22 protein-coding genes are annotated in these 23,625 nt (G+C 60.4%); 9 read left to right on the top strand and 13 right to left on the bottom strand.

Annotated elements, in window-relative coordinates:
• Positions 1-82: 82 nt before the first annotated feature.
• From hycI to hycA, 9 genes are all read right to left on the bottom strand, one after another.
• The gene (gene hycI, locus ABLU67_RS22595) at positions 83-568 is read right to left on the bottom strand and encodes a hydrogenase maturation peptidase HycI (RefSeq protein WP_032694626.1); all 486 of its coding nucleotides are present in this window, start codon (positions 566-568) and stop codon (positions 83-85) included.
• Entirely contained in the window at positions 561-971 is a 411-nt protein-coding gene (locus tag ABLU67_RS22600) for a formate hydrogenlyase maturation HycH family protein (protein ID WP_014226530.1), read from the bottom strand. Before ABLU67_RS22600 ends, hycI begins: the two co-directional genes overlap by 8 nt.
• On the bottom strand, positions 968-1,735 hold the full coding sequence (locus tag ABLU67_RS22605; protein WP_032750980.1) for an NADH-quinone oxidoreductase subunit B family protein: 768 nt from the start codon (positions 1,733-1,735) through the stop codon (positions 968-970). The genes ABLU67_RS22600 and ABLU67_RS22605 overlap by 4 nt, the downstream gene beginning before the upstream one ends.
• A complete protein-coding gene (locus tag ABLU67_RS22610; protein ID WP_025107277.1) occupies positions 1,735-2,277 on the bottom strand; it encodes a formate hydrogenlyase complex iron-sulfur subunit in 543 nt (180 codons plus the stop codon). Before ABLU67_RS22610 ends, ABLU67_RS22605 begins: the two co-directional genes overlap by 1 nt.
• A 9-nt stretch (positions 2,278-2,286) precedes the next feature.
• Positions 2,287-3,996, bottom strand: a complete 1,710-nt coding sequence (hycE, locus tag ABLU67_RS22615; protein WP_104011373.1) for a formate hydrogenlyase subunit HycE — start codon at positions 3,994-3,996, stop codon at positions 2,287-2,289.
• 17 nt (positions 3,997-4,013) lie between these two features.
• The gene (locus ABLU67_RS22620) at positions 4,014-4,937 is read right to left on the bottom strand and encodes a respiratory chain complex I subunit 1 family protein (protein WP_004104852.1); all 924 of its coding nucleotides are present in this window, start codon (positions 4,935-4,937) and stop codon (positions 4,014-4,016) included.
• A 2-nt stretch (positions 4,938-4,939) separates the two neighbouring features.
• Positions 4,940-6,766, bottom strand: coding sequence for a formate hydrogenlyase subunit 3 (gene hycC / locus ABLU67_RS22625; protein WP_025107276.1), 1,827 nt, complete (start codon positions 6,764-6,766; stop codon positions 4,940-4,942).
• Positions 6,763-7,371, bottom strand: coding sequence for a 4Fe-4S dicluster domain-containing protein (locus ABLU67_RS22630; RefSeq protein WP_014839318.1), 609 nt, complete (start codon positions 7,369-7,371; stop codon positions 6,763-6,765). The genes hycC and ABLU67_RS22630 overlap by 4 nt, the downstream gene beginning before the upstream one ends.
• Positions 7,372-7,453: 82 nt before the next feature.
• Positions 7,454-7,903: a formate hydrogenlyase regulator HycA gene (hycA, locus tag ABLU67_RS22635; RefSeq protein ID WP_004134329.1), complete on the bottom strand. Its 450-nt coding sequence runs from the start codon at positions 7,901-7,903 to the stop codon at positions 7,454-7,456.
• 208 nt (positions 7,904-8,111) lie between these two features.
• Between hycA and hypA the strand changes: the two genes are divergently transcribed.
• The 7 genes from hypA to ABLU67_RS22670 all read left to right on the top strand — a co-directional run bounded on the left by hypA (position 8,112) and on the right by ABLU67_RS22670 (position 15,097).
• Positions 8,112-8,456 carry a hydrogenase maturation nickel metallochaperone HypA gene (gene hypA / locus ABLU67_RS22640; protein WP_004114752.1) on the top strand — a complete coding sequence of 115 codons (345 nt, stop codon included), beginning with the start codon at positions 8,112-8,114 and terminating at the stop codon, positions 8,454-8,456.
• Between the two features lie 7 nt (positions 8,457-8,463).
• Positions 8,464-9,336, top strand: coding sequence for a hydrogenase nickel incorporation protein HypB (gene hypB / locus ABLU67_RS22645; protein ID WP_348852542.1), 873 nt, complete (start codon positions 8,464-8,466; stop codon positions 9,334-9,336).
• Entirely contained in the window at positions 9,327-9,599 is a 273-nt protein-coding gene (locus ABLU67_RS22650; RefSeq protein WP_004104861.1) for a HypC/HybG/HupF family hydrogenase formation chaperone, read from the top strand. The genes hypB and ABLU67_RS22650 overlap by 10 nt, the downstream gene beginning before the upstream one ends.
• Positions 9,600-10,721, top strand: coding sequence for a hydrogenase formation protein HypD (gene hypD / locus ABLU67_RS22655; RefSeq protein WP_185219870.1), 1,122 nt, complete (start codon positions 9,600-9,602; stop codon positions 10,719-10,721). It abuts the gene before it with no gap.
• Positions 10,718-11,728, top strand: coding sequence for a hydrogenase expression/formation protein HypE (gene hypE, locus ABLU67_RS22660; protein ID WP_046877484.1), 1,011 nt, complete (start codon positions 10,718-10,720; stop codon positions 11,726-11,728). The genes hypD and hypE overlap by 4 nt, the downstream gene beginning before the upstream one ends.
• 231 nt (positions 11,729-11,959) lie before the next feature.
• Positions 11,960-14,032, top strand: a complete 2,073-nt coding sequence (gene flhA, locus ABLU67_RS22665; protein WP_048260210.1) for a formate hydrogenlyase transcriptional activator FlhA — start codon at positions 11,960-11,962, stop codon at positions 14,030-14,032.
• Between the two features lie 117 nt (positions 14,033-14,149).
• Complete coding sequence (locus tag ABLU67_RS22670) at positions 14,150-15,097, top strand: alpha/beta hydrolase (RefSeq protein ID WP_032750987.1); 948 nt, start codon at positions 14,150-14,152, stop codon at positions 15,095-15,097.
• Between the two features lie 188 nt (positions 15,098-15,285).
• Here the strand turns inward: ABLU67_RS22670 and ABLU67_RS22675 are convergent, their stop codons facing one another.
• From ABLU67_RS22675 to ABLU67_RS22690, 4 genes are all read right to left on the bottom strand, one after another.
• Complete coding sequence (locus ABLU67_RS22675) at positions 15,286-16,686, bottom strand: glycoside hydrolase family 1 protein (protein WP_064375646.1); 1,401 nt, start codon at positions 16,684-16,686, stop codon at positions 15,286-15,288.
• Between the two features lie 54 nt (positions 16,687-16,740).
• A complete protein-coding gene (locus ABLU67_RS22680; protein WP_162557673.1) occupies positions 16,741-18,933 on the bottom strand; it encodes a CBM35 domain-containing protein in 2,193 nt (730 codons plus the stop codon).
• 15 nt (positions 18,934-18,948) lie between these two features.
• A complete protein-coding gene (locus ABLU67_RS22685; RefSeq protein WP_057173210.1) occupies positions 18,949-20,286 on the bottom strand; it encodes a carbohydrate porin in 1,338 nt (445 codons plus the stop codon).
• A 223-nt stretch (positions 20,287-20,509) separates the two neighbouring features.
• The gene (locus ABLU67_RS22690) at positions 20,510-21,781 is read right to left on the bottom strand and encodes a PTS transporter subunit EIIC (RefSeq protein WP_025106460.1); all 1,272 of its coding nucleotides are present in this window, start codon (positions 21,779-21,781) and stop codon (positions 20,510-20,512) included.
• A gap of 174 nt (positions 21,782-21,955) precedes the next feature.
• On the opposite strand from ABLU67_RS22690, the gene ABLU67_RS22695 reads away from it, so the two are divergent.
• Entirely contained in the window at positions 21,956-22,270 is a 315-nt protein-coding gene (locus tag ABLU67_RS22695; RefSeq protein ID WP_004104871.1) for a PTS sugar transporter subunit IIB, read from the top strand.
• Positions 22,271-22,279: 9 nt separating this feature from the next.
• A complete protein-coding gene (locus tag ABLU67_RS22700; RefSeq protein WP_004134311.1) occupies positions 22,280-23,602 on the top strand; it encodes a PTS cellobiose transporter subunit IIC in 1,323 nt (440 codons plus the stop codon).
• Positions 23,603-23,625 lie beyond the last annotated feature (23 nt).

Here is a 23,625-nt window from a genome sequence, read left to right on the forward strand (position 1 = left end):
AGCCCGGGTAAGGCGTTTACGCCGCGACCCGGGAAAAAAGTACGCTTGCTCCCCCAGGCCGAACTTCCGGCTCGCGCTGCGCTTAGCCGGGGAACGCCGGCTCCTCTGCGGCTTCAAGTGCCGCAAAACCGCCATTCCCCTGCCAGCCATCAAGCCGCGCGTACACCACCTCGACCGCGTCCTTAATCGGCTGGGTCATCGGGTAATAAAAGCCGACGATATCCGGCTGAATACCCAAGAAAATCACCTCGCCGATATCCTCTTTTAGCTGATCGATCAGATAGTTGAGCGGCATATTGTGGGTGGTCATCATAAACATCTCGGCGATATCGTCCGGATCGACGATGCGGATCTCGCCGGGATTCAGGCCCATATCGGTGGCATCGACGATCAGCAGGCGCTCGGGGCGCAGCTCGCGAATGGCGACGATATCGTTCTCCGGCGCGCTGCCGCCGTCAATCACCACCCATTCGCCGACGGGATTAGCCGCGCACATCTCCGCCAGCAGCGGACCTGCGCCGTCGTCGCCCATCATACTATTGCCGACACAGAGTAAAACGTCAGTCACGGAGTCTCCTCACCATCAGGTAGATGGCGCTTTCCTGGTGAATATCATGAAGCATGCTGAGCAGCGTTTTGCTCCACGCCTGCTGCTCGGGGGTCTGCCGGGCCTGCGCTTTATCAAAAGCGTTGGCCAGCATCGTCACATGATTGCTGTCAATAACAATCTCGCCGTACTTCGGCACGCCTTCCATTTTGCGCCGCGCGGTGCTGCCCTCTTCGAGGGTCGCAATCCACGCCAGATACGCCTGCCACGGGCAGCTCAACGCCGCCTCAAGGCAGTCGATGACGCCGAGGTGGTGGCCAATCGCCAGGCTGTAATAGACCACCTGCTGCGCCTGGTCGGGCGTCGCATCGTTCTCATCAATAAATTTACGGCTCAGCTGACTGAACACCACCGTCTCGCTCATCGGATACGCGCTCCCTCGACCACCTGGTTCAGATGGGTGACGATCTCGGTCAGGCGCGGATCTTTTTCCGCCTCCAGCCAGCGCACCACCTGGCTATCGCCCTGCCCCAGCAGGCGCATATAGTCGTCGGCTATCTGGCGACCGTAGCGATAGCCCGCCAGCCGGCGCGCTTCGCGGTCGATGCGCACCCGCAGCGGCTGTACCATATCCGGGTGCAGAAGCTCGGTCGGCCGTTCGTCCTGTTCGCCCGGCAGACGAGCGTGGATTTTCTGTTCCAGCAGGCCCAGCGCCATCGCGAAGCCGTACAGCGTCGCGGCGGGGGTCGGCGGGCAGCCGGGAATATAGACATCCACCGGCACGATTTTATCGGTGCCGCCCCATACGCAGTAGAGGTCGTGGAAGATGCCGCCGCTGTTGCCGCAGGCGCCGTAGGAGATACAGATTTTCGGGTCCGGCGCGGACTGCCACGCGCGCAGCGCGGGAGAACGCATCGCCCGGGTTACCGCCCCGGTAAACAGCAGAATATCGGCGTGACGCGGCGACGGCACCACTTTGATCCCAAAACGCTCGGCGTCGAACAGCGGCGACAGGGTAGCGAAAATCTCGATCTCGCAGCCGTTGCAGCCGCCGCAGTCCACCCTGTAGACGTAGGCGGAACGCTTAATTTTCTTCAGCAGCGATGCCTTCATGCTGGCGATGGACTCATCCACCGTCATCGGCACCGGAATGCCGTTTTCATCGCGCGGGCCTAATAAGTTGCTCATCAGCTGGCCTCTCTCATATGGCGAGTCAGTTCAATACGGTCGGACGGCACCAGGCACTTCTGGCGTTTACACTCCGGGCAGGTCTCAAAGCTTTCGCGATGCAGCTCGGCGCGGCTGTCGCCGTTGTGTTTGAGCAGCGCGATGGCGTAGTCGATCTCTTTCTGTACGGCGAACGGCCGTGCGCATACCCGACAGTGGCAGATGGCAAAACGCGACTGCTGGAGGAAATCCTCTTTTTTCCACACCGCCAGCTCGTACTCCTGAGAGAGCCTAATCGCCGCCGTCGGGCAAACCTCTTCGCAGCGTCCACAGAAAATGCAGCGTCCGAGGTTGAACTGCCACGCCAGCTGGTTGGTGGCCAGATCGGTCTCCACCGTCAGGGCGTTCGACGGACAGGCGTTAACGCAGGCGGCGCAGCCGATGCACTGCTGCGGGTTATGCTCCGGTTTGCCGCGGAAGTTTTTATCCACCGGCATCGGCTCCAGCGGGTATGAGTGCGTCGCGGTGCCGGTTTTGATGACTTTTTTAATAAAGGTAAACATGGCGATTCCTTATTTCAGCGGCGAGCTCTTACGCTCGATGCTGTAGCGCTCCAGCTCTTTGTACGGCACCACTTTGCTTTTCTTCTTGCGCACGTCGACTACGGTCATGCGGTCGGTGCAGGAGTAGCACGGGTCGAGGCTGCCGATAATCAGCGGCGCGTCGGAGACGGTATTGCCGCGCAGCATATAGCGCAGGGTCGGCCAGTTGGCGTAGGTCGCCGCCCGGCAGCGCCAGCGGTACAGCTTCTGGTTGTCGCCGGTCATGCTCCAGTGGATATCATCTCCGCGCGGCGCTTCCGAGAAGCCCAGCGCGAAGCGGTGCGGAATATAGGTGAACCCTTCGACCATCAGCGGGCCGCCCGGCAGGTTATCGAGGCCGAAGTCGATCATGTTCAGCGCGGTGTAGACCTCGTTGATGCGCACCTTCAGGCGCGAGATGACGTCGCAGCCCTGTTCGCTGTGCACTTCCATCGGCAGCAGGCCGTAGCCGACAAACGGGTGATCGGCGCGGGTATCGCGGGCGTGGCCGCTGGCGCGCACCATCGGACCAACGTTGCTGAAGTCGCGGGCGATTTGCGGGTCGAGACGACCGATGCCCACGGTACGCTGCTCCATATTCGGCGTGCTGAGCAGCATATCCACCAGCTCCTGCACGTCGCGGCGCATCTGCTGCGCCAGCTGGCGGGTCTGGATCATGTCCTCTTTCAGCAGATCGCGACGAATGCCGCCAATCAGGTTCAGACCGTAGGTTTTACGCGCCCCGGTAAGAATTTCCGCCATCTTCATCGAGGTTTCGCGCACGCGGAAGAACTGCATAAACCCGGAGTCGAAGCCGGTAAAGTGGCAGGCGAGGCCGAGGTTCAGCAGGTGCGAGTGCAGGCGCTCCACCTCCAGCAGAATGGCGCGGATCATCTGCGCGCGCTCCGGCACCACGATCCCCATCGCGTTCTCCACCGAAGTGGTGTAGGCGGTGCTGTGGGCGAAACCGCAGATACCGCACACCCGGTCCGACAGGAAGGTGACTTCGTTGTAGCCCATCCGGGTTTCCGCCAGCTTTTCCATCCCGCGATGGACGTAGAACAGGCGGTAGTCGGCGTCGATAATATTCTCGCCGTCAACGAACAGGCGGAAGTGGCCCGGTTCGTCGGAGGTGACGTGCAGCGGGCCAATCGGCACCACGTTGTTTTTCTTGCTGCCCAGCTCGTTGATAAACTCGTAGGTTTCGGCGTCGGTGGTCGGCGCCGGACGCTGGCGGTAGTCCATGCTGTCTTTACGCAGCGGATAGAGTTCATCCGGCCAGTCGTCCGGCAGCACCAGCCGGCGCTCGTCCGGCAGCCCCACCGGCACCAGGCCGTACATGTCGCGCACTTCGCGCTCGCCCCATACCGCCGCCGGCACGCGCGGCGTCACCGACGGATACTCGGGTTTATTGGCGTCCACTTCCACGCGCACGGTGATCCAGCACTTCGTGCCCTGCTCCATCGACAGCACGTAGTAGACGGCGTAGTGGCCGTTCAGCTTGCGTTCATCGTTGCCGAACAGCACCGACAGCCAGCCGCCCTGCTTGTAGTACAGGAACTCGACCACTTCCGGCAGATAGTTGACCTTCACCGTGACCGTCAACTGGTCTTTGGTCTGCCAGGCTTCATCCAGCACCACGCCCGGAAAGGCCTGATGCAGCGCGGCGAGATAGTGTTGACCGATTTTTTCTTCAGACATGCTCAAACTCTCTTAAATCACGCCACCAGCAAGGAGACGAAGGCTAAAAAGGCAAAACCAAACCCGGCCCAGGTGACGCGGGAGGTGGCGCAAAAGCGCAGACGCGCCATGCTGTTTTCGAACAGCGCAATCACCAGCACGCCGAGCACCAGCTTGACGACGGCAACCACCAGCGCCAGCAGCAGACCGCCGACGCTAAAGCTGGTCATCTGTCCCCACGGGATAAATACGCCGACGAACATCTGCAGGACCACCAGCTGCTTGAGGCTGATGCCCCACTTCAGCACGCCGAAGCCGCTGCCGCTGTATTCCGAGAGCGGGCCTTCCTGCAGCTCCTGCTCCGCTTCCGCCAGGTCGAACGGCAGCTTGCCCATTTCGATAAAGGTGGCGAAGGCGCAGGCGCACAGCGCCAGAATCAGCGGAAGAGTGCGGGCGACAGGCCAGTGATAAATGGTGTCGGTGATACTGCTGATATGGGTGGACCCCGCGACCTGCGCCGCGACCCACAGGCCGAGCAGCAGGATGGGCTCCACCAGCACGCCGAGCATCGCTTCGCGGCTCGCCCCGATAGCGGTAAATGGGCTGCCGGTATCAAGGCCGGAAATAGCAAAGAAGAAGCGGGCGATAGCGAACAGGTAGATCAGGGTAATCAGGTCGCCCAGCCCCGCCATCGGCGAATCAACGGTCACCACCGGCAGCGCGGTGGCGATGGTCAGCATCACGCCGACCATCACGTACGGCGTCAGGCGGAAGACCCAGCCGGAGGCATCCGGGCCAACGCTCTGGCGGCCCAGCAGTTTCAGAATGTCCCGGTACTCCTGCAGCACGCCCGGACCGCGGCGATTATGCAGACGCGCGCGGGCGACGCGGGTCACCCCGGACAACAGCGGCGCGACGGCGAACAGCACCAGCGCCTGCAACAATGCAATTAATACGCTCATTCTCAGGCTCCTCGGGAAATCACAATCACCACCAGTACCGCCAGCTCCACCAGCGCCACGCCGCGAAATAGCGCAGGCGCGGAAGCGTTCTGCCAGCCGGGCACCAGGCGCACCGGGTTCAGCCAGTGGCGCAGTTTCAGAATCGGCGCAAAGGCTTCTTTCACCGGCATGGCGAAACCGTGGGCGGTCACCACCATGGATTTTTCATGGTCGTAGCCGCAGACCCAGGCCGCGCCGCGGGAGCGCGCCGGCAGGCGATCGCCCTTGAAGAAGATCATCAGCAGCAGCGGCAGGAGCGGGCAGGCAATCAGCAGAATGGCGATCATCGGCTGGGACACCGCGCTGGAGACCTCCGCCTGCACCGGAAACGCCCCGCTCACCAGCGGCAGCAGCCACGGCGCGGCAACCCCGCCAATCACGCAGCAGACGGCGGCCAGTACCACGCTAAAGGTCATCAGCCCCGGCGCGCAGGTGGCGTTTTCCGCCTCTTTGCTTCGCGGCGCGCCGAGGAAGGTGACGCCGTAGACTTTCGCCATACACATCACCGCCAGCGCGCCGGTAATCGCCAGGCCCACCGCCAGCAGCGGCCCGAGCAGGCGGCCAACAAACGCGTCGCCGGTGCTCAGCTTAAAGAAGGACTGATAGATAACCCACTCCCCGGCAAAGCCGTTCAGCGGCGGCAGCGCGGCCATCGCCATCAGGCCCACCAGCATCGCGAGCGAAATCAGCGGCATTTTCTTGCCGATCCCGCCGAGCTTTTCGATATCGCGATGGCCGGTGCGGAACCACACCGCCCCCGCGCCGAGGAACAGGGTGGTTTTAAACAGGCTATGGTTGATCAGGTGATACATGCCGCCAATAAAGCCCAGCACCATCAGGGTCGGGTTATGGGTCGCCACGCCGGTGACGAACGCCCCGAGGCCGAGCAGGATAATGCCGATGTTTTCCAGGGTGTGGTACGCCAGCAGGCGCTGAATATTGTGCTCCATCAGGGCGTACAGCCCGCCGACGAAGGCGGTGATCATGCCCAACACCAGCAGCATCACGCCCCACCACAGCGGCGGTACGCTGCCGGCCAGCGAGACCGTCAGGATGCCGTAGAGACCGACCTTCATCACCACCGTGGAAAACAGCGCGGCGGCCGGCGCGCTGGCACCGGCGTGAGCCTGCGGCGCCCAGCCGTGCAGCGGAATAACTCCGGCCAGCAGCGCAAAGCCGACCAGGCCCGGCAGCCACAGCAGCGCGTTCTGCGGCGCCGCCATCGCCAGCTGGGTAATCTGCGCCAGCTCAAGGGTGCCGTAGGACGACCAGACCAGCCAGCAGCTCCACGCCATCAGCAGCGTACCGAGGCGACCCAGCGCAAACCACAGCTTGCCGGACTGCGCGCAGCCGGTAAGAAACGCGGCGCAAAGGGCCATAATCTCCGCCATCACCACCAGCGCGCCGAAGTTTGTCACCACCACGGCGCAGACGGCGGCGGCCAGCAGCAGATTCACCAGCAGGCCGTTGGCTTTCACCTGCGGGTGACGATGCCAGGCGATATTGAACAGCGAAATCGGCAGCGCCGACAGGCCGATCGCCAGCAGCCACAGCGCGTTGACGCCGCCCACGCGCAGGGTCAAATGCAGCATCTGCAGCATGCCGCCGCTAACGCGCTCCGGCATCAGCAGCGCCGTTCCGCCCGCCAGCACCAGCATCGCGCTGGCGACCGCGCCGCCAATCCCGGCGATCGCCCCGCTCAGCGGTTTGCGCAGGGCGAACAGAAACGCCAGCACCGCGCTGGCGGCGTACCAGGCCACCGCCTGATTCACTAAGGAAATCACACTCATTTCACGTCCCCTTGTTGCGCCTGGAACAGCGACAGATCGCCGAGATCGGTATTAAAAGTCAGCTGCCGCTTACGCTTGCTGGCCTGGGCGATATCGCGGATATCCACCAGCAGCAGCGCTTTGGTCGGGCAGGTGCGTACGCACGCCGGGCCCTGCTCATCGAAGTGGCACAGGTCGCATTTGACGGCGATGGCGCGCACGCCCGGCACCCAGTCGAGCAGCGAGCTGACGCGGGCCGGCGCCGGCGGCGCGGCGGGGGCCAGGGGCGTATTGGCGTTAGCCGGCATATCCAGCGGACGGCTGCCGGAAAACTCAATGGCGCCGAACGGACAGGCGATGCCGCACAGCTTGCAGCTTACGCACAGGCTCTCATTGAGCTGCACCGCGCCATCGACGCGATTAATGGCGTTAACCGGGCAGACGGCGGCGCAGGGAGCATCTTCACAGTGGTGGCACATCTGCGGCGCGGATTCTTTTTCATTGCGCATTAAATGCAGCCGGGGCATGGCCTGCAGGCCCTGCTGGCGGTGAGTCTCAGCGCAGGCGGCTTCGCAGGTGCGACAGCCGATACAGACGGTGGAGTCAGCAATTACAAAACGGTTCACCGGGTCATCCTCAGGTGAAAGTCATTTTTGACGAAAACAGGTTGCGCAGGTGTCAGCTTCGACACTTGTCGACACCTGACGATTAACGGGCCAGCGTCAGGTGGCTTAAATCCACCGGCTGGTCTTGTTCGATAGCCTCGTAGAGACGGTCGTAAACGCTGGCGATAGTCGCCAGATAGTGCTCCAGAACCTGCTCGCGATCGCGGTTGCTAATCCGGCCATCAATGGTGCCGTCTGAGCCCAGCGTGGCCTGGGCAATCAGACGTCTGTCGTCGCCGTTTTTAGTTTCCACGTAATACTCGATGGTGTGGCTGTTAAACCCTTCCGCCAGCGCAACGTAGACCTGAAAATGGCCAAACAGTACGAAGCACAGCTCTTTATCCGGCGCGCAGCTCATGGCGTGATGCAGACGCGCTTTCGACAGGGTTATCCCCTGTACCAAGGAGTTGCAGTAGGTGTGCCACTGCTCCTGATGCTGACGGTGACGATCGGCGATGTAGTCCGCCTTTTCACTTAATTCCCAAATAGTCATCCCGGATCCCCCGTTGTATGAGATGCACCGGTTAAGCACTTTTCATGCCAAAATTTAATTAATTGATTTTAAACATGTTTATAAAATTACGGGGGGCGGAAAGACATGTCGATGACGACGTCTGCAGCGTGTCATCGACATTTTCGTGACATTACCTATGACCTGGCATCGTTATTGCATTAAAGGGCCATCGCGATACGGAGGCACCATGCACGAAATCACTCTTAGCCAGCGGGCGCTGGAAATTATCGAACAGCAGGCGCTGCAGGCCGGCGCGCGTCGGGTGACCGGCGTGTGGCTGAAGGTCGGGGCGTTTTCCTGCGTGGAGGCCAGCGCGCTGACCTTCTGCTTTGAGCTGGTGTGCCGCGGCACGCTGGCGGAGGGCTGCGAGCTGCATATCGCCGAACAACAGGCTGAATGCTGGTGTGAATCCTGCCAGCAGTACGTGCATCTCATCTCCCAGCACGTGCGCCGCTGCCCGCAGTGTCAGAGCGACCGGCTGCAAATCGTGGCGGATGACGGCTTACAGATTCAGCGACTAGAAGTGGAGTAATAAGATTATGTGTACAACCTGCGGCTGCGGTGAAGGCAACCTTTATATAGAAGGCGACGAGCATAACCCGCATTCGGCGTTTCGCAGCGCACCCTTCGCGCCCGCCCCGCGCCAGATGATGAACATTACCGGCGTGAAAACCGATAACTTTTCCCCCACCCGCTCGGAGGCTGGCGACCTGCACTACGGTCACGGCGAGGCGGGTACCCATGCGCCCGGCCAGAGCCAGCGGCGGATGCTGGAAGTGGAAATCGACGTGCTGGATAAAAACAACCGTCTCGCCGCCCGCAACCGCGCGCGCTTCGCCGCTAAAAACCAGCTGGTGCTGAATCTGGTCTCCAGCCCCGGCTCCGGCAAAACTACCCTGCTGACGGAAACCCTGCTGCGGCTGAAAGAGAGAACCGCCTGCGCGGTGATTGAAGGCGATCAGCAAACGGTGAACGACGCCGCGCGCATCCGCGCCACCGGCACCCCGGCGATTCAGGTCAACACCGGCAAAGGCTGCCATCTCGACGCGCAGATGATCGCCGACGCCGCGCCGCGCCTGCCGCTGGCGGACCACGGCATTCTGTTTATCGAAAACGTCGGTAACCTGGTGTGTCCGGCGAGCTTTGACCTCGGCGAACGTCATAAAGTGGCGGTGCTGTCGGTAACCGAAGGCGAAGACAAGCCGCTGAAGTATCCGCATATGTTCGCCGCCGCCAGCCTGATGCTGCTTAACAAGGTCGACCTGCTGCCGTATCTCAACTTTGACGTAGAAAAGTGCCTGGCCTGCGCCCGCGAGGTGAACCCGGATATTGACATCATCCTGCTTTCCGCCACCAGCGGCGAAGGCATGGACCAGTGGCTTAGCTGGCTGGAGACGCAACAATGTGCATAGGCATTCCCGGACAAATCTGCGCCATTGACGGCAATCTGGCGAAGGTCGAAGTGTGCGGCATTCAGCGCGAAGTCGACCTGACCCTGGTGGGCGCGGTTGACGATCGCGGCCAGCCGCGTCTCGGCCAGTGGGTGCTGGTCCACGTGGGTTTCGCCATGAGCGTGATTAACGAAGCCGAAGCCCGCGATACCCTCGAGGCGCTGCAAAATATGTTTGAAGTCGAGCCGGACGTCGGCGCGCTGCTGTACGGCGAGGAGCGGTAAATGCGCTATGTCGATGAATACCGCGCTCCGGAACAGGTGATGCAGCTGGTGGAACACCTCCGGCAGCGCGCGCGCCTGCTGCCGCATACCGCCGAACGTCCGCTGCGCATTATGGAAGTGTGCGGCGGTCATACCCACGCCATTTTTAAATTTGGCCTCGATCAGCTGCTGCCGGAAAATATCGAGTTTATTCACGGCCCCGGCTGCCCGGTATGCGTGCTGCCGATGGGGCGCATCGACGCCTGTATCGATATCGCCAGCCGTCCGGGGGTGATTTTCTGCACCTTTGGCGACGCCATGCGCGTGCCGGGAAAAAACGGCTCGCTGCTGCAGGCTAAATCGCGCGGCGCCGACGTCCGCATCGTCTATTCGCCGATGGACGCCCTGAAGCTGGCGCAGCAGCACCCCGAGCGTGAAGTGGTGTTCTTCGGCCTTGGTTTTGAAACGACGATGCCCGCCACCGCCCTGACCCTGCGCCAGGCCCGCAAGCGCGGCGTCGCCAACTTCTATTTTTTCTGCCAGCACATCACCCTGCTGCCGACCCTGCGCAGCCTGCTCGACCAGCCGGATAACGGTATCGACGCGTTTCTCGCCCCCGGTCACGTCAGCATGGTGATTGGCACCGACGCCTACGGATTTATCGCCAGCGACTATCATCGTCCTTTAGTGGTGGCAGGATTCGAACCGCTTGATCTACTGCAAGGCGCGGTGATGCTGGTTGAGCAGACAATAGCGCGGCACAGCGACGTGGAGAACCAGTATCGCCGGGTGGTGCCCGATGCGGGCAACCCGCTGGCGCAGTCGGCCATCGCCGAGGTGTTTTGCCTTAGCGGCGATAGCGAGTGGCGCGGTCTGGGGGTGATTAACGACTCCGGCGTGCATCTGACGGCCGCGTATCAGCGTTTCGACGCCGAAGCACATTTCCGCCCGGCGCCGCAGCGGGTCAGCGACGACCCGCGCGCCCGCTGCGGCGAGGTGCTGACCGGCCGCTGCAAACCGCACCAGTGCCCGCTATTCGGCAATACCTGCAACCCGCAGAGCGCATTCGGCGCGCTGATGGTCTCATCGGAAGGCGCCTGCGCCGCCTGGTATCAATATCGCAGTCAGGAAATCGAAGCATGAAAAGCGTTCAGTTAGCCCACGGTAGCGGCGGTCAGGCGATGCAGCAGCTGATCGGCGACCTGTTTATGCAGGCTTTCGCCAACCCCTGGCTGGCGGAGCAGGAAGATCAGGCGCGTCTCGATCTCGCCCAGCTTAGCGCGCAGGGCGACAGGCTCGCCTTCTCCACCGACAGCTACGTCATCGATCCGCTGTTTTTCCCAGGCGGCAATATCGGCAAGCTGGCGGTCTGCGGCACCGCCAACGATGTGGCGGTGAGCGGCGCGCTGCCGCGCTATCTCTCCTGCGGGTTTATTCTCGAAGAGGGGCTGGAGATGGCCACCCTCGAAGCGGTGGTGAACAGCATGGCGCAGACCGCGCGGGAGGCCGGCATCGCCATTGTCACCGGCGATACCAAAGTGGTGCCGCGCGGGGCGGCGGATAAGCTGTTTATCAATACCGCCGGGATCGGCGTCATCCCTACCGGTATTCGCTGGGGGGCGCAGCAGATTAGCGCGGGAGACGTGCTGCTGGTCAGCGGCACGCTTGGCGATCACGGGGCAACGATCCTCAACCTGCGCGAACAGATGGGGCTTGACGGCGCGCTGTCCAGCGACTGCGCGGTGCTGACGCCCTTGATTCAGACGCTGCGCGACGTTGCTGGCGTGAAAGCCCTGCGCGATGCCACCCGCGGCGGCGTTAACGCGGTGGCCCATGAATTCGCCGCCGCCAGCGGCTGCGGGATTGAACTGTACGAGAATAAGCTGCCGGTGAACGATACCGTGCGCGGCGTGTGCGAGCTGCTGGGGCTGGACGCGCTTAATTTCGCCAACGAGGGCAAGCTGCTGATCGCCGTTGCCCGCGAGGCGGCGGAAAGCGTGCTTGCGCATTTACGGTCTCATCCATTAGGCCGCGATGCGGCGATAATCGGCGAGGTTGTGCCGCGCGCGGGCGTGCGCTCTGTTGGTCTGTACGGCGTGAAGCGCACGCTGGATCTTCCTCACGCCGAGCCGCTGCCGAGAATTTGTTAACGGTGCGGGCCCCCGGATTGCGGCTAACGCCTTATCCGGGCTACAACACTGCGCGCACCTGTAGCCCGGCTAAGCGCAGCGCGAGCCGGGAAAAGCCAGCATGATTATCCAGCCCAAACCAGCGGGCACCCACGGATGGGTTAATGGCGGTCACAACCGCTTTATTAACAGACTATTATTTGTGTCATCACTTTCTTCTGCGCCGCTTTGCGGCGCTTTTGGACTTAAGCAATGTCGTATACACCGATGGGCGATCTTGGGCAGCAGGGTCTGTTTGATATCACCCGCATTTTATTACAGCAGCCGGATCTGGCCGCGCTGAGCGAGACGCTGACCGGCCTGGTGCAGCAGTCCGCGCTCGCCGACCGGGCGGCGATTATTCTGTGGCATCCCGGCAACCATCGCGCGGTCCGGCACGCCTGCGACGACGCGGGGCAGCCGGTGAGCTACGAGGATGAAACCGTCCTCGCCAACGGCCCGGTTCGACGCCTGCTCTCGCGCCCGGATGCGCTGCATTGCGATAGCGCCACCTTTGCCGAAACCTGGCCGCAGCTCGCCGTAAGCGGACTCTACCCCAGCTTTGGCTATTACTGCCTGCTGCCGCTGGCGGCGGAAGGGCGTATTTTCGGCGGCTGCGAATTTATTCGCGACGACAACCGGCCGTGGACCGAAAAAGAGTACCAGCGGCTGCACACCTTTACGCAAATCGTTGCCGTGGTGACCGAACAGATCCAAAGCCGGGTCAGCAACAACGTTGATTACGACCTGCTGTGCCGGGAACGCGACAACTTCCGCATCCTGGTGGCGATCACCAACGCGGTACTCTCGCGGCTGGATATCGACGAACTGGTCAGCGAAGTGGCCAAAGAGATCCACCGCTACTTCCGCATCGACGCCATCAGCGTGGTACTGCGCAGCAACCGCAAAGGCAAGCTCAATATCTACTCCACCCACTACCTCGACGCCAGCCACCCGGTGCACGACCAGAGCGAAGTGGACGAAGCCGGTACCCTGACCGAACGGGTATTCAAAAGCAAAGAGATGCTGCTGCTCAACCTGCATCAGCACGACCCGCTGGCGCCGTACGAAAAAATGCTTTTCGAGATGTGGGATAACAAAATTCAGACCCTGTGCCTGCTGCCGTTGATGTCCGGCAATACCCTGCTTGGGGTGCTGAAGCTGGCGCAGTGCGATGAGAAAGTCTTCACCACCACCAACCTCAAGCTGCTGCGGCAAATCGCCGAGCGCGTCTCGATCGCCATCGACAACGCCCTCGCCTACCGCGAGATTCAGCGGCTGAAAGAGCGGCTGGTCGATGAGAACCTCGCCCTGACCGAACAGCTTAACAACGTCGAGAGCGAGTTTGGCGAAATCATCGGCCGCAGCGAGGCCATGAACAACGTGCTCAAGCAGGTGGAGATGGTGGCGCAGAGCGACAGCACGGTGCTGATCCTCGGCGAAACCGGCACCGGTAAGGAGCTGATTGCCCGCGCTATTCATAATCTGAGCGGCCGCAATAGCCGCCGGATGGTCAAAATGAACTGCGCGGCGATGCCCGCCGGGCTGCTGGAAAGCGACCTGTTTGGCCACGAGCGCGGCGCCTTCACCGGCGCCAGCGCCCAGCGTATCGGCCGTTTCGAACTGGCGGACAAAAGCTCGCTGTTTCTCGATGAAGTGGGCGACATGCCGATTGAACTACAGCCGAAACTGCTGCGCGTGTTGCAGGAGCAGGAGTTCGAGCGTCTCGGCAGCAATAAGCTGATTCACACCGACGTGCGCCTGATCGCCGCCACCAACCGCGATCTTAAGCAAATGGTCGCCGATCGCGAGTTTCGCAGCGATCTCTACTATCGGCTGAACGTCTTCCCGATCCACCTGCCTCCCCTGCGCGAGCGGCCGGAGGATATTCCCCTGCTGGTGAAGGCCTTCACTTTTAAAATTGCCCGCCGTCTCGGGCGCAACATTGATAGCATTCCGGCGGAAACGCTGCGCCTGCTCAGCCGCATGGAGTGGCCGGGTAACGTGCGCGAACTGGAGAACGTCATTGAGCGCGCGGTGCTGCTGACCCGCGGCAGCGTGCTGCAGCTCTCCTTACCGGAAATGAGTATCGAGACGGAGCCGCTGGCGGCGGAAGTGCTGCCGGAGGAAGGGGAAGACGAATACCAGCTGATTGTCCGGGTGCTGAAAGAGAGCAACGGCGTGGTCGCCGGACCGAAGGGCGCGGCCCAGCGTCTGGGATTAAAGCGCACGACGCTGCTTTCGCGCATGAAACGGTTGGGTATTAATAAAGACCAGCTGCAGTAGGCACATCTTCAGAACGCTGTTTCATTTTGATTTTAATGAAACAGCGTTCTGTGAGACAACTCGCTTTACCCGTTCCTGATGAATGATAAATAAGCCTTTTCCTTAATGGAGATGCTTATGACGCGTTTACCTCTGGCCGCCGCCATCGCTTTGCTTTTGGCTTCTCAGGCTGCATTTTCCTCTCTTCCCACCTTTTCCGTCTGGCCCGGCGGTGAAGCGCCCGGCGCCAAAAACAGCCCGGCGAGCGAATCGCTGGTGGAGCGCAGCAAAGACCCCTCGCTGCCCGATCGCGCGGTCACCGGCGTTCGCGCTCCGACAATTACCGTTTACGCGCCAGAGAAGCCCAACGGTATCGCGCTGCTGGTGACGCCGGGCGGCTCTTACCAGCGTGTGGTATTGGATAAAGAGGGCAGCGATCTCGCCCCGGTATTTAACGCCCGGGGCTATACCCTGTTTGTGATGACCTATCGGATGCCGGCGGACGGTCACGCGGAAGGCAGCGAGGCGCCGTTGGCCGATGCGCAGCGCGCGCTGCGTACCCTGCGGGCGCGGGCCGCCGATTGGCATATCGACCCGCAAAAAATCGGCATTATGGGCTTTTCCGCCGGGGGACACGTGGCGGCAAGCCTGGAGACACGCTATAGCGAACCGGCTTACGCCGCCGTGGACGCGGTTGACCAGCAGAGCGCGCGGCCGGACTTCGCGGTGCTCGGCTATCCGGTTATTTCCATGGATCCGGCGATTGCCCATCCCGGATCGCGCAAGGCATTGATTGGCGAAACGCCGACGGCAGAGCGGCAGCACCGCTATTCACCGGAGCAGAACGTCACGCCGCAAACGCCGCCGACCTTTATTTTCCACGCGGTGGACGATCCTTCCGTGCCGGTGGATAACGCGCTGGTGATGTTTAACGCCCTGCGCGCGCAGCAGGTGCCGACCGAGCTGCATCTGTTCGCCGAGGGGAAACACGGATTTGGCATTCGCGGGACCCGGGGCCTGCCCGCCGCCGAGTGGCCGCAGCTGGCGATGAACTGGATAGCCTCGCTGGCGGAAATGAAAAAATAGCGCCGGTAATCCCCGGCTCGCGGCTGACGCCTTAGCCGGGCTACCTGTCCACAGACGGCGGGGACCTCGAAGCCCCGGTAGGTACGGTTTCCCGGAGGCGATGCTGCGCATCTGGCCGGCTACAAGTTCGTGCGGTTTGGTAGCCCGGACAGGCGCGTCAAGCGCCGCCTCCGGGGGATTTTGCCGAGCTATTTATCAGAACTGAAGCCGTTGCTGGTCGCCAGTTCGGCAAACCACAGCGCGTTGCGCTTTATCTGCCGCTCTCCGGTTTGCAGGTCGAGCCGCCAGAAACCGTAGCGGCGCTTGAACGAGTTAATCCACGACCAGTTATCGATAAAGGTCCACTGATGCACGCCAAAGCAGTTCGCGCCGTCGGCTATCGCGCGGTGCAGCTGCACCAGATGCTCTTCCATCAGGCCGATGCGGAACGAATCGTCAATCACCCCGTCTTCGCCCGGTTCGCCTTCCGACTCAATATCCATCGCAATACCGATTTCCGCGAGGAACCACTTTATATTGCCGTAGTTATCGCGAATATTGGCGGCAATGTCATAAATCGCCTGCGGCAGAATCTCATTATTATCGCGATAAGGATTAAAGCGCCCTTGCGGATTCACGTAGTTTTCGAAATAGACCTCCGGGGTGAAATAGTCCAGCGTATAGTCGCTTTCGCGCGCCTTCACCCGCCGCGGAACGTAATAGTTAACGCCGAGAAAATCGACGCGCGATCCGGTAATCAGCTCCACGTCGGCTTTTGTCACCTCCGGCAGGCAGTGGTGCGCGGCCAGAATTTCGCACAGCGCTTTCGGGAACTGATGCTTCACCAGCGGATCGAGGAAGCTGCGGTTGAAGAACAGATCCGCATACCACGCCGCTTTTTGGTCTTCCGCGCTGTCGTTGCGGGTATAGGACGGCGTCAGATTCAGCACCACGCCAATCTCGCTTTCCAGCGCCAGCGCGCGAAACTCGCGCACCGCTTTGGCGTGGGCCAGCATAATGTTAAACGCCACCTGCGCCGCCAGCCTGCCGTCTTTCTTGCAGGGATAGTGGAAGTCGTACAGGTAGCCGCCCTCAACCGGCACAATCGGCTCGTTGAAGGTAATCCAGTATTTCACCTTGTGACCGAATAGCTCAAAAGCGGTACGGGCAAAACGCGCGAAGAGATCGGTCACGTGCGCCGACTCAAAGCCGCCGTACTGCTTTTGCAGCGCTTCCGGCATGTCAAAATGATAGAGGTTGATCATCGGCTCGATGCCGTTTTCAATCATCTCATCAAGGTAGGCATGATAGAAACGCACCGCGTCCGCATTGGGCGCGCCGGTTTCGAAGTCGTCAATCAGCCGCGACCACTGAATCGACGTGCGGAAGGAGTTGAACCCGGTCCGCTTCATCAACGCCACGTCCTGGGGATACTGATGATAGGTGTCGCAAACGGTTTGCGGCCCAATCTGCTGATAAAAACGTTCCGGCTGTTCGGCAAACCAGCTATCCCAAATAGAACGGTGCGGCTTGTTGCTTATCCCTTCCGTTTGCGGACCGGATGCCGCCGCGCCCCATAAAAAGCCTTCCGGAAACTGATACCGGGTCATAACGCCTCCTGTAAGTTAAAAAAGGCCGCACCCAACGGGCGCAGCCAATAAGCACTACTCTGCAACCACTTCAATCGATTTGATAAACATGTAGCCCCAGTCGCCGGCGAATTTACCGAAGTCGATGCGGTTATCGCCGGCCTTCAGCTCAACCGGCACCAGCAGCTGCTGGCCCTGCTCATCGGTCTGCGGGAATTCAACCGCGATTGGCGCGCCGTCGTTGACGATAAACGAGTTTTTCTTGCCGCCCCATTTGCCGCTGAACGTCACCCGCAGCTGATACTTGCCGGCCCACGGCGCGGAAACCTGCCAGCTGACCTTATCCCCGTCGTTGGCGAACGGCCCGAGGAAGCCGTCGTCGCCAATCGCCAGCGCGTCTTTTTCGCTTTTCGCCGCCGCAATCTTGCCATCGGTCACGTTCAATACCCCGCCGCCAAAACGGCAGTAGTCGGCGGGGACTTTACCGACGGCTTCCGTCACCGTGACCTTAACGGTTTTGCTGCTTTTGAGCAGGCCGTCATCGGCGCTAAAAGTCAGCGCGTATTCACCGGGGGCGCTGAACCAGGCGCGGGTTTCGGCTTTATCCGTCGCGCAGAAGTGGGCCTGCGCGCTGCCGCCGTTGCTCCAGCTCACCGTCACGTTGCGGTCCGGGAGGGCGTCATCGCGCCAGCTCGCGCTGAGCTGCACGCCCTGGTCCTGGCTGGTGGTGAGCGTCTCCGCCAGCGCCACTACCGGCGCCTGATTCGCCTGAGTATGCTTCACGCTAATCACGTTCGAAGGCGATGAACTGCCGCTCTCGTTTTTAGCGATGACGCGGTAATAGTACGTATTCCCCAGCCGCAGACTGCGATAGTCATCGCGGAACAGATCCATCGTCTGCGGGTTCCACTCGTTAACGCCGTCGGAAATGTCGCGCCCCACGACCTTCCACGGCCCGGATGGCGAATCAGCGCGCTCAACATCATAGGCGCGCCCTACCGCCGCCCCCAGCCAGTTGATCGCAAACGGTGAATCCGTCGGCCGCAGCGTCGGCGCGTCAGGTTTCGGCAGCGGCGGCGCTTTCTCCTGCCCGTTCATCTGCGCGGCGGCGGTGCGCACCAGGTCGACCACCTCCATCTCCTGGTTGGCCTTACCTTCGACCGGGAAACCCGGCAGATGGTAGCTGTAGTGGCCGGTGGACTCTTTGTGCCAGTAGAAGCCGCCGTCGTGACGATGACCGCGGAAGCCCCAGATTAAACCGCCCGCCGCCTGCGCGCCGTTGACTTCGCTATGGACGATCGACTGCATAATGGCGTTAAGCTGCTGCGCGTCCAGCAGGCCAAATTCGCCCACCATGTAGACTTTCTTACCCGCTGCCGCCGTCAGGTCTTTTTTCACCTGATCGGGATGGTTGTTATCGGCATTGGTGTAGTAGTGGTTGCTGACGATATCAACATGGGGATCGTTAAGCGCAAACGCATTAATTTTCTTGTAGGTGCCATCCACCACCAGCTGATGCGGCGCCCACTTTTTGATCCACGCGGCGGTCTGCTGGAGGAACGCCGCGTTGGTGTCCTCCAGCTCGTTGCCGGTCTCCCAGGCCATAATCGCTTTTTCGTCGTAATAGGGGCGCCCGGTCACGCTGTTGGTACGGGTGATGACCTGGCGAATCACATCAAGATAGGCCTTGAAGGTTTTACTGTCGGTACGGTAAAAATCCTCCGGCTTTTCGTGGTAGAACGCCGCCAGCTGCTCGCGACCGCCCCACCACCACCAGTGATCGATAAACGGCAGAATCAGGCGCAGCCCCTGTTTGTCCGCCTCGGCGATCATGTTGTCGTATACCCGCATCGCCTTTTCGTTCAGGCGCGGCATGCCGTCGGCGGTTTCCGGGGCCAGAATATGGGTTTCGCGACCGCAGGCCTCGTCAAACGTCTGCTGCACCGAGAGCACGTATACCCGCTGCGCCCTGGCGCCGGTTTGCACGAGCGCTTTAATCCAGTTTTCCTGTTCCTCCGCCGTCGGCCAGCGGAAGTATTGCCCCCAGCCGCGTGAGTCGGCCTTGCAGGTACCACGCGCATCGTCCTCGATACGGTGCAGCTCCGGCGCATGAATGCCCGCAAAGCGGAACACCTTGTCGCCATCTTTTAACGTTGCGCCGTCGCGGGTAATAAAGTGTTCAAAGTGCGACTGCTCCGCGGCCATCGCGCCTGCGCTTCCCAGCGCCGAAAGCAGCGCGACGAGCATCAGTTTTTTCACCGGCTTAATCATCGTTATCTCTCCTTAGAACCAGACTTCGGCCTGCACGCCAAAATTCAGCGTATCGGTGTCGCCGCTGCGCGAGTAGCTACCGGCGGAAAGGGTATTGGTGCTCCAGTCGTAGTTGCCGTCCAGCGCGTCGGACACCCCTTTATCCCACTTCGCGTAAGTCACGAAGAAGCGCAGCTGCGGGCGAGTCCAGAAGCCGGAATCAAAGGTCAGGGTCGGCGCGATGGTCACTTTGGTCAGGCCGCCTTTGCCTTTGCCGTCCACGCCTTTGTAGTTTTTATCGTCGAGATATTCGTAGCCCAGCTCGTACTGCATGGCGAAGTTTTTGGTGATCTGCTGGTACGGGCGAATCCCCGCCACCCAGCTGGTGCGCCCCCAGCCTTCGGCGTCTTCCGTCCACCAGCGGTAGTTTTTGTCTTTCTGATAGTAGGCGAACGTGGAGATTTCCCAGTCGCCGAGCGAGGCCATGTTATCCAGCACCACGCGCCAGGACTGGGTATCGTCGAGGTTTGCCCAGCCCCAGCCGTTTTTACCCAGCGAGTCTCCCGCCGCCAGGCCGCGCCCGTACTGGAAGACCACGCGAGAGTAGCCGCCGGTCAGGCCGTAAAAGCCGTCAAAGTTGTAAACGCCGGTCACGCCGTAGCCCTTCTCCGCCGAGGTCGGGTGCTTCTCGTTGCGGTTCATGTGGTGGCCAATCAGCTCAAGATCGAAGCCGGTGCCGCCGATCTTTTTCAGCCACAGGTTGAGCGAGTAGTCATCCGGATAGCCCTGATCGCCTTTGTCGACCGGGTAGGCTTTGGTTTCATCCGTCGGCGAGAAGGCGTAAACCCCGGCATCGAAGCGCGCGAAGCCGAGATCCATGTTGTCGAAGCCGCCGCCGGTGCCGTTGTACTGAATGTACTCCCAGTCGAACTGGTGGCTGGAGGTGTTGGAGCTGCTGTAGCGCTTACCGGCCCAGAAGGTCATTTCCGGGGCGAAGTCGAGATTTGACAGTTCGGCAAAACCTTCACGGAACTGCACATCATGCCCGTCGTCATCCTGACAGTTCCAGTCTGAGGTGCATTTCGACTGATGGGTAATGTTGGCCTGGACTTTAGCCACCACGCCGCTGTCCGAGGTTAACGTCACCGTTGGGATCAGTTCGATCTTGGTGTCCTCTTCGTTGCCCAGACGCCACTTGCCGTCCGGCATCAGGCCAACGGAGTCGGCGCGGTTACCGTCGGCGTTGGCGAGGATCCCCGAACGGATATAGCCGTGGAGCATAAAATCGTACTTCTGATCGGCGATGGCGCAGTCGCTCATCACCGCGAGGGCGAGTAAAGACAGAGGTATTGAATGATTTAGCCTGATCATTTTTTATCCTTGGTTATTTTTTTATTAACACTGCCTGAGAACGGGAGGAAATTTACGGATCAAAATTGGAAATGTACATCCGTTAATGGAAAGCGCTTTCCGTAATTGCCGGATGAGTTCACAAATTTAACGATAGCGGGCAAATATTCGTGATTTAGATCACATCTTTGAGCGGAAATAAAAAAGCCCGCGCGCGGCGGGCTGTGGCAGGCAGGCGAAAAGCTTAGCGTTCGGCGTCGGCGAGCTGCCGTTCATAGACCTTGAAGAACGGACGATAGAGCATCCAGGCATTAAAAATGGCGAACAGGCACATGCAGAGGTTTTTCCAGCTGCCGTTGGCTGACCACGCCGCGCCGAGCGGCGCCGGCATCGACCACGGCAGCATCGCCACCGCCCGATCGAGAACCCCAAGATGAGTTAAATACCAGGCGATACAGGCGTTTATCAGCGGTACAAAAAGAAACGGCAGCAGGAAAACCGGGTTCATGATAATCGGAAAGCCGAACAATATCGGCTCATTGATGTTAAACAGCGAGGGCAGGAGGCCAATTTTCCCCACGCTTTTCAGCTGCCGCGAACGGCTGCGCATCGCCATAAAAACCAGCGGCAGCGTCGAGCCGATGCCGCCGATCAGCAGGTAGAAATCCCAGAATCCCTGCAGGTAGATATGCGGCAGCGTAGCGGAACCGGCGGCCAGCGCCTGCTGGTTTTCAAACAGATAGGTCATCCAGAACGGGTTCATAATCCCGGTGATAATCAGCGCGCCGTGAATGCCGACAAACCAAAGCAGGTTGCAGATAAATAAAGAAATTAATACCGCAGTTAGGGTATCGGACGCCACCACCAGCGGCCGCACCGCTTCGCTAATCAGCTCCGGTAAAATGCGCCCGGTGCTCTGCAGCAGCAGCGCGTTGATGACGCTAATAGAGAGCATCACCACCAGCAGCGGGATCAGCAGCTGAAAGCCGTTGCGGGTCATCACCGGCACCTCTTCCGGCAGGCGGATGCACCAGCCTTTCTTATAGAAAAAGCGCACGATTTCAATAGAGTAAGTGCTTGAAATCAGCGCGGTAAAAATCCCCATTCCGCCGAGGAAAATATTGGTCGCGCCGTTGTCGCGAAAGCCGATAAACAGCAAAAACGCCAGGCAGCCGGTCAGCCCGCAGAGCCGCTCCGGCAGCCGGTACTGCTTGGCAAGGCTGGCGCTGGCGCCGAAGGCCACAATCAGCGCCACCAGCCCGATAGTCAATTCAAAGGTTGGCAGCAGAATGGGCCGCAGCTGGAAATAGAACTGGCCGAAAGCCGATGCGCCGTTGATGGAAACGGGCGGAAACAAAATCGGCACCAGCAAACTTCCCACAATCACAAACGGCATCGCCAGCGCAAAGCTGTCGCGCATCGCCGTAATGTGGTTATTGCGCGTCAGAACGTTGGCCAGCGGCGCCAGCCGCTGTTCGATGATATCGACGGCAACATTCATCAACTGAATGTTCATAATCCTGCCTTTAAGAATAGAGGTGTCGCCAGGATGATCGCGCACTCCCGGGTAAAGTAAAAGCCCGCCATAGGTGATCGTGGTCACAATAAATAAATCCACTAACGGAAAGCGCTTTCCGTTTTATATCCGTTATGACTATAGTCGGCGCATCCATCTCATCAGGAGCGATATATGAAAAAGATAATGTTGTGCTGTTCCGCGGGCATGTCCACCAGCCTGCTGGTGAAAAAAATGATCGCCGAAGCCGAGCAGCGCGGTCTGCCGGTGGAGATCAACGCCTTTGGCGTCGCGGAATTCGATCAACAGGTCGGCCATTACCAGGTGGTCCTGCTGGGGCCGCAGGTGAAATACATGCAGAAAGATCTGCAAAAGCAGGCTGATAAATACGGTATCCGCGTGGAACCCATCAACATGATGGATTACGGCATGCAGAAAGGCGGCGCCGTACTGGATTTCGCGCTTTCCCTTATCGATAACAAAAACTAAGGAAAGATCATGAGCTCTCTGTACGCGAAGCTGATCGCCGTGATTGAACAGAAGATCACGCCTATGGCGGGGGCGATCGGCCAACAAAAATACGTCACCTCCATCCGCGACGGTTTTATTACCGCCCTGCCCTTTATGATCGTCGGCTCGTTTTTGCTGGTCTTTATCTTCCCGCCGTTTTCCCCGGATACGACGTGGGGCTTTGCCCGCGCCTGGCTGCAATTTTCTCTCGATCATCGAGATGCGCTGATGCTGCCGTTTAACTTCAGCATGGGGGTGATGACGCTGTTTATCGCCGTCGGGATCGCCGCCAGCCTGGCAAAACACCACAATCTGGACTCGCTGACCGCCGGGATGCTGTCCCTGATGTCGTTCCTGCTGGTGGCCGCGCCGCTGAAAGATGGCCAGATCTCCACCGCCTACTTCTCCGGCCAGGGGATCTTCACCGCAATTCTGGTGGCGATTTACTCTACCGAGCTGTACGCCTTCCTCAAGCGCCACAATATTACGATCCGTCTGCCGCCTGAAGTGCCGGCGGGCGTGGCGCGCTCGTTTGAGATCCTGATCCCGGTGCTGGCGATCGTGCTGACGCTGCATCCGCTGAATCTGTTTATCGAAGCGCAGCTGGGCATGATCATCCCGGAAGCGATCATGTCGCTGGTGAAACCGCTGGTGGCGGCGTCCGATACCCTACCGGCGATTCTGCTGTCGGTGCTGGTGTGCCAGGTGCTGTGGTTTGCCGGCATTCACGGGGCGCTGATCGTCACCGGGATTATGAATCCGTTCTGGATGGCGAACCTGTCGATCAACCAGGCGGCGATGGCCGCAGGCACCGCGATCCCGCATATCTATGTCCAGGGCTTCTGGGATCACTATCTGCTGATCGGCGGCGTCGGCTCCACCCTGCCGCTGGCTTTGATGCTGCTGCGCAGTAAGGCGGTGCATCTGCGGACGATTGGCCGGATGGGCGTAGTGCCGGGCGTATTTAACATCAACGAACCGATTCTGTTCGGCGCGCCGATCATTATGAATCCGCTGTTCTTCCTGCCGTTCGTGCTGGTGCCGATGATCAACGCAACCCTGGCCTACTTTGCGCTGAAGCTGGACCTGGTGAGCCGCGTGGTGTCGATGACGCCGTGGACGACGCCGGCCCCTATCGGCGCCTCGTGGGCGGCGAACTGGAGCTTTAGCCCGGTGATCATGTGCCTGATTTGCATGGCGACGGCGATGGTGATGTATCTGCCGTTCCTCAAAGCCTACGAAAAACAGCTGCTGGAGCAGGAGCACGCTAACGCGGCGGCCCAAGCCGAAAGCGCGCCGCAGTCCGCATAATTAATACTATTCAGAGGTTTGTC

The organism is Klebsiella sp. GN_Kp190, from assembly GCF_040061795.1.
In the GTDB taxonomy this organism is placed as follows: Bacteria; Pseudomonadota; Gammaproteobacteria; order Enterobacterales; family Enterobacteriaceae; genus Klebsiella; species Klebsiella michiganensis.

Excerpts from the sequence above, each read along its gene's own strand:
- ABLU67_RS22600 (WP_014226530.1), bottom strand. The coding sequence starts at position 971 with ATGAGCGAGACGGTGGTGTTCAGTCAGCTGAGCCGTAAATTTATTGAT.
- ABLU67_RS22605 (WP_032750980.1), bottom strand. The coding sequence starts at position 1,735 with ATGAGCAACTTATTAGGCCCGCGCGATGAAAACGGCATTCCGGTGCCG.
- ABLU67_RS22610 (WP_025107277.1), bottom strand. The coding sequence starts at position 2,277 with ATGTTTACCTTTATTAAAAAAGTCATCAAAACCGGCACCGCGACGCAC.
- hycE (WP_104011373.1), bottom strand. The coding sequence starts at position 3,996 with ATGTCTGAAGAAAAAATCGGTCAACACTATCTCGCCGCGCTGCATCAG.
- ABLU67_RS22620 (WP_004104852.1), bottom strand. The coding sequence starts at position 4,937 with ATGAGCGTATTAATTGCATTGTTGCAGGCGCTGGTGCTGTTCGCCGTC.
- hycC (WP_025107276.1), bottom strand. The coding sequence starts at position 6,766 with ATGAGTGTGATTTCCTTAGTGAATCAGGCGGTGGCCTGGTACGCCGCC.
- hycA (WP_004134329.1), bottom strand. The coding sequence starts at position 7,903 with ATGACTATTTGGGAATTAAGTGAAAAGGCGGACTACATCGCCGATCGT.
- hypA (WP_004114752.1), top strand. The coding sequence starts at position 8,112 with ATGCACGAAATCACTCTTAGCCAGCGGGCGCTGGAAATTATCGAACAG.
- hypB (WP_348852542.1), top strand. The coding sequence starts at position 8,464 with ATGTGTACAACCTGCGGCTGCGGTGAAGGCAACCTTTATATAGAAGGC.
- ABLU67_RS22650 (WP_004104861.1), top strand. The coding sequence starts at position 9,327 with ATGTGCATAGGCATTCCCGGACAAATCTGCGCCATTGACGGCAATCTG.
- hypD (WP_185219870.1), top strand. The coding sequence starts at position 9,600 with ATGCGCTATGTCGATGAATACCGCGCTCCGGAACAGGTGATGCAGCTG.
- hypE (WP_046877484.1), top strand. The coding sequence starts at position 10,718 with ATGAAAAGCGTTCAGTTAGCCCACGGTAGCGGCGGTCAGGCGATGCAG.
- flhA (WP_048260210.1), top strand. The coding sequence starts at position 11,960 with ATGTCGTATACACCGATGGGCGATCTTGGGCAGCAGGGTCTGTTTGAT.
- ABLU67_RS22670 (WP_032750987.1), top strand. The coding sequence starts at position 14,150 with ATGACGCGTTTACCTCTGGCCGCCGCCATCGCTTTGCTTTTGGCTTCT.
- ABLU67_RS22675 (WP_064375646.1), bottom strand. The coding sequence starts at position 16,686 with ATGACCCGGTATCAGTTTCCGGAAGGCTTTTTATGGGGCGCGGCGGCA.
- ABLU67_RS22685 (WP_057173210.1), bottom strand. The coding sequence starts at position 20,286 with ATGATCAGGCTAAATCATTCAATACCTCTGTCTTTACTCGCCCTCGCG.
- ABLU67_RS22690 (WP_025106460.1), bottom strand. The coding sequence starts at position 21,781 with ATGAACATTCAGTTGATGAATGTTGCCGTCGATATCATCGAACAGCGG.
- ABLU67_RS22695 (WP_004104871.1), top strand. The coding sequence starts at position 21,956 with ATGAAAAAGATAATGTTGTGCTGTTCCGCGGGCATGTCCACCAGCCTG.
- ABLU67_RS22700 (WP_004134311.1), top strand. The coding sequence starts at position 22,280 with ATGAGCTCTCTGTACGCGAAGCTGATCGCCGTGATTGAACAGAAGATC.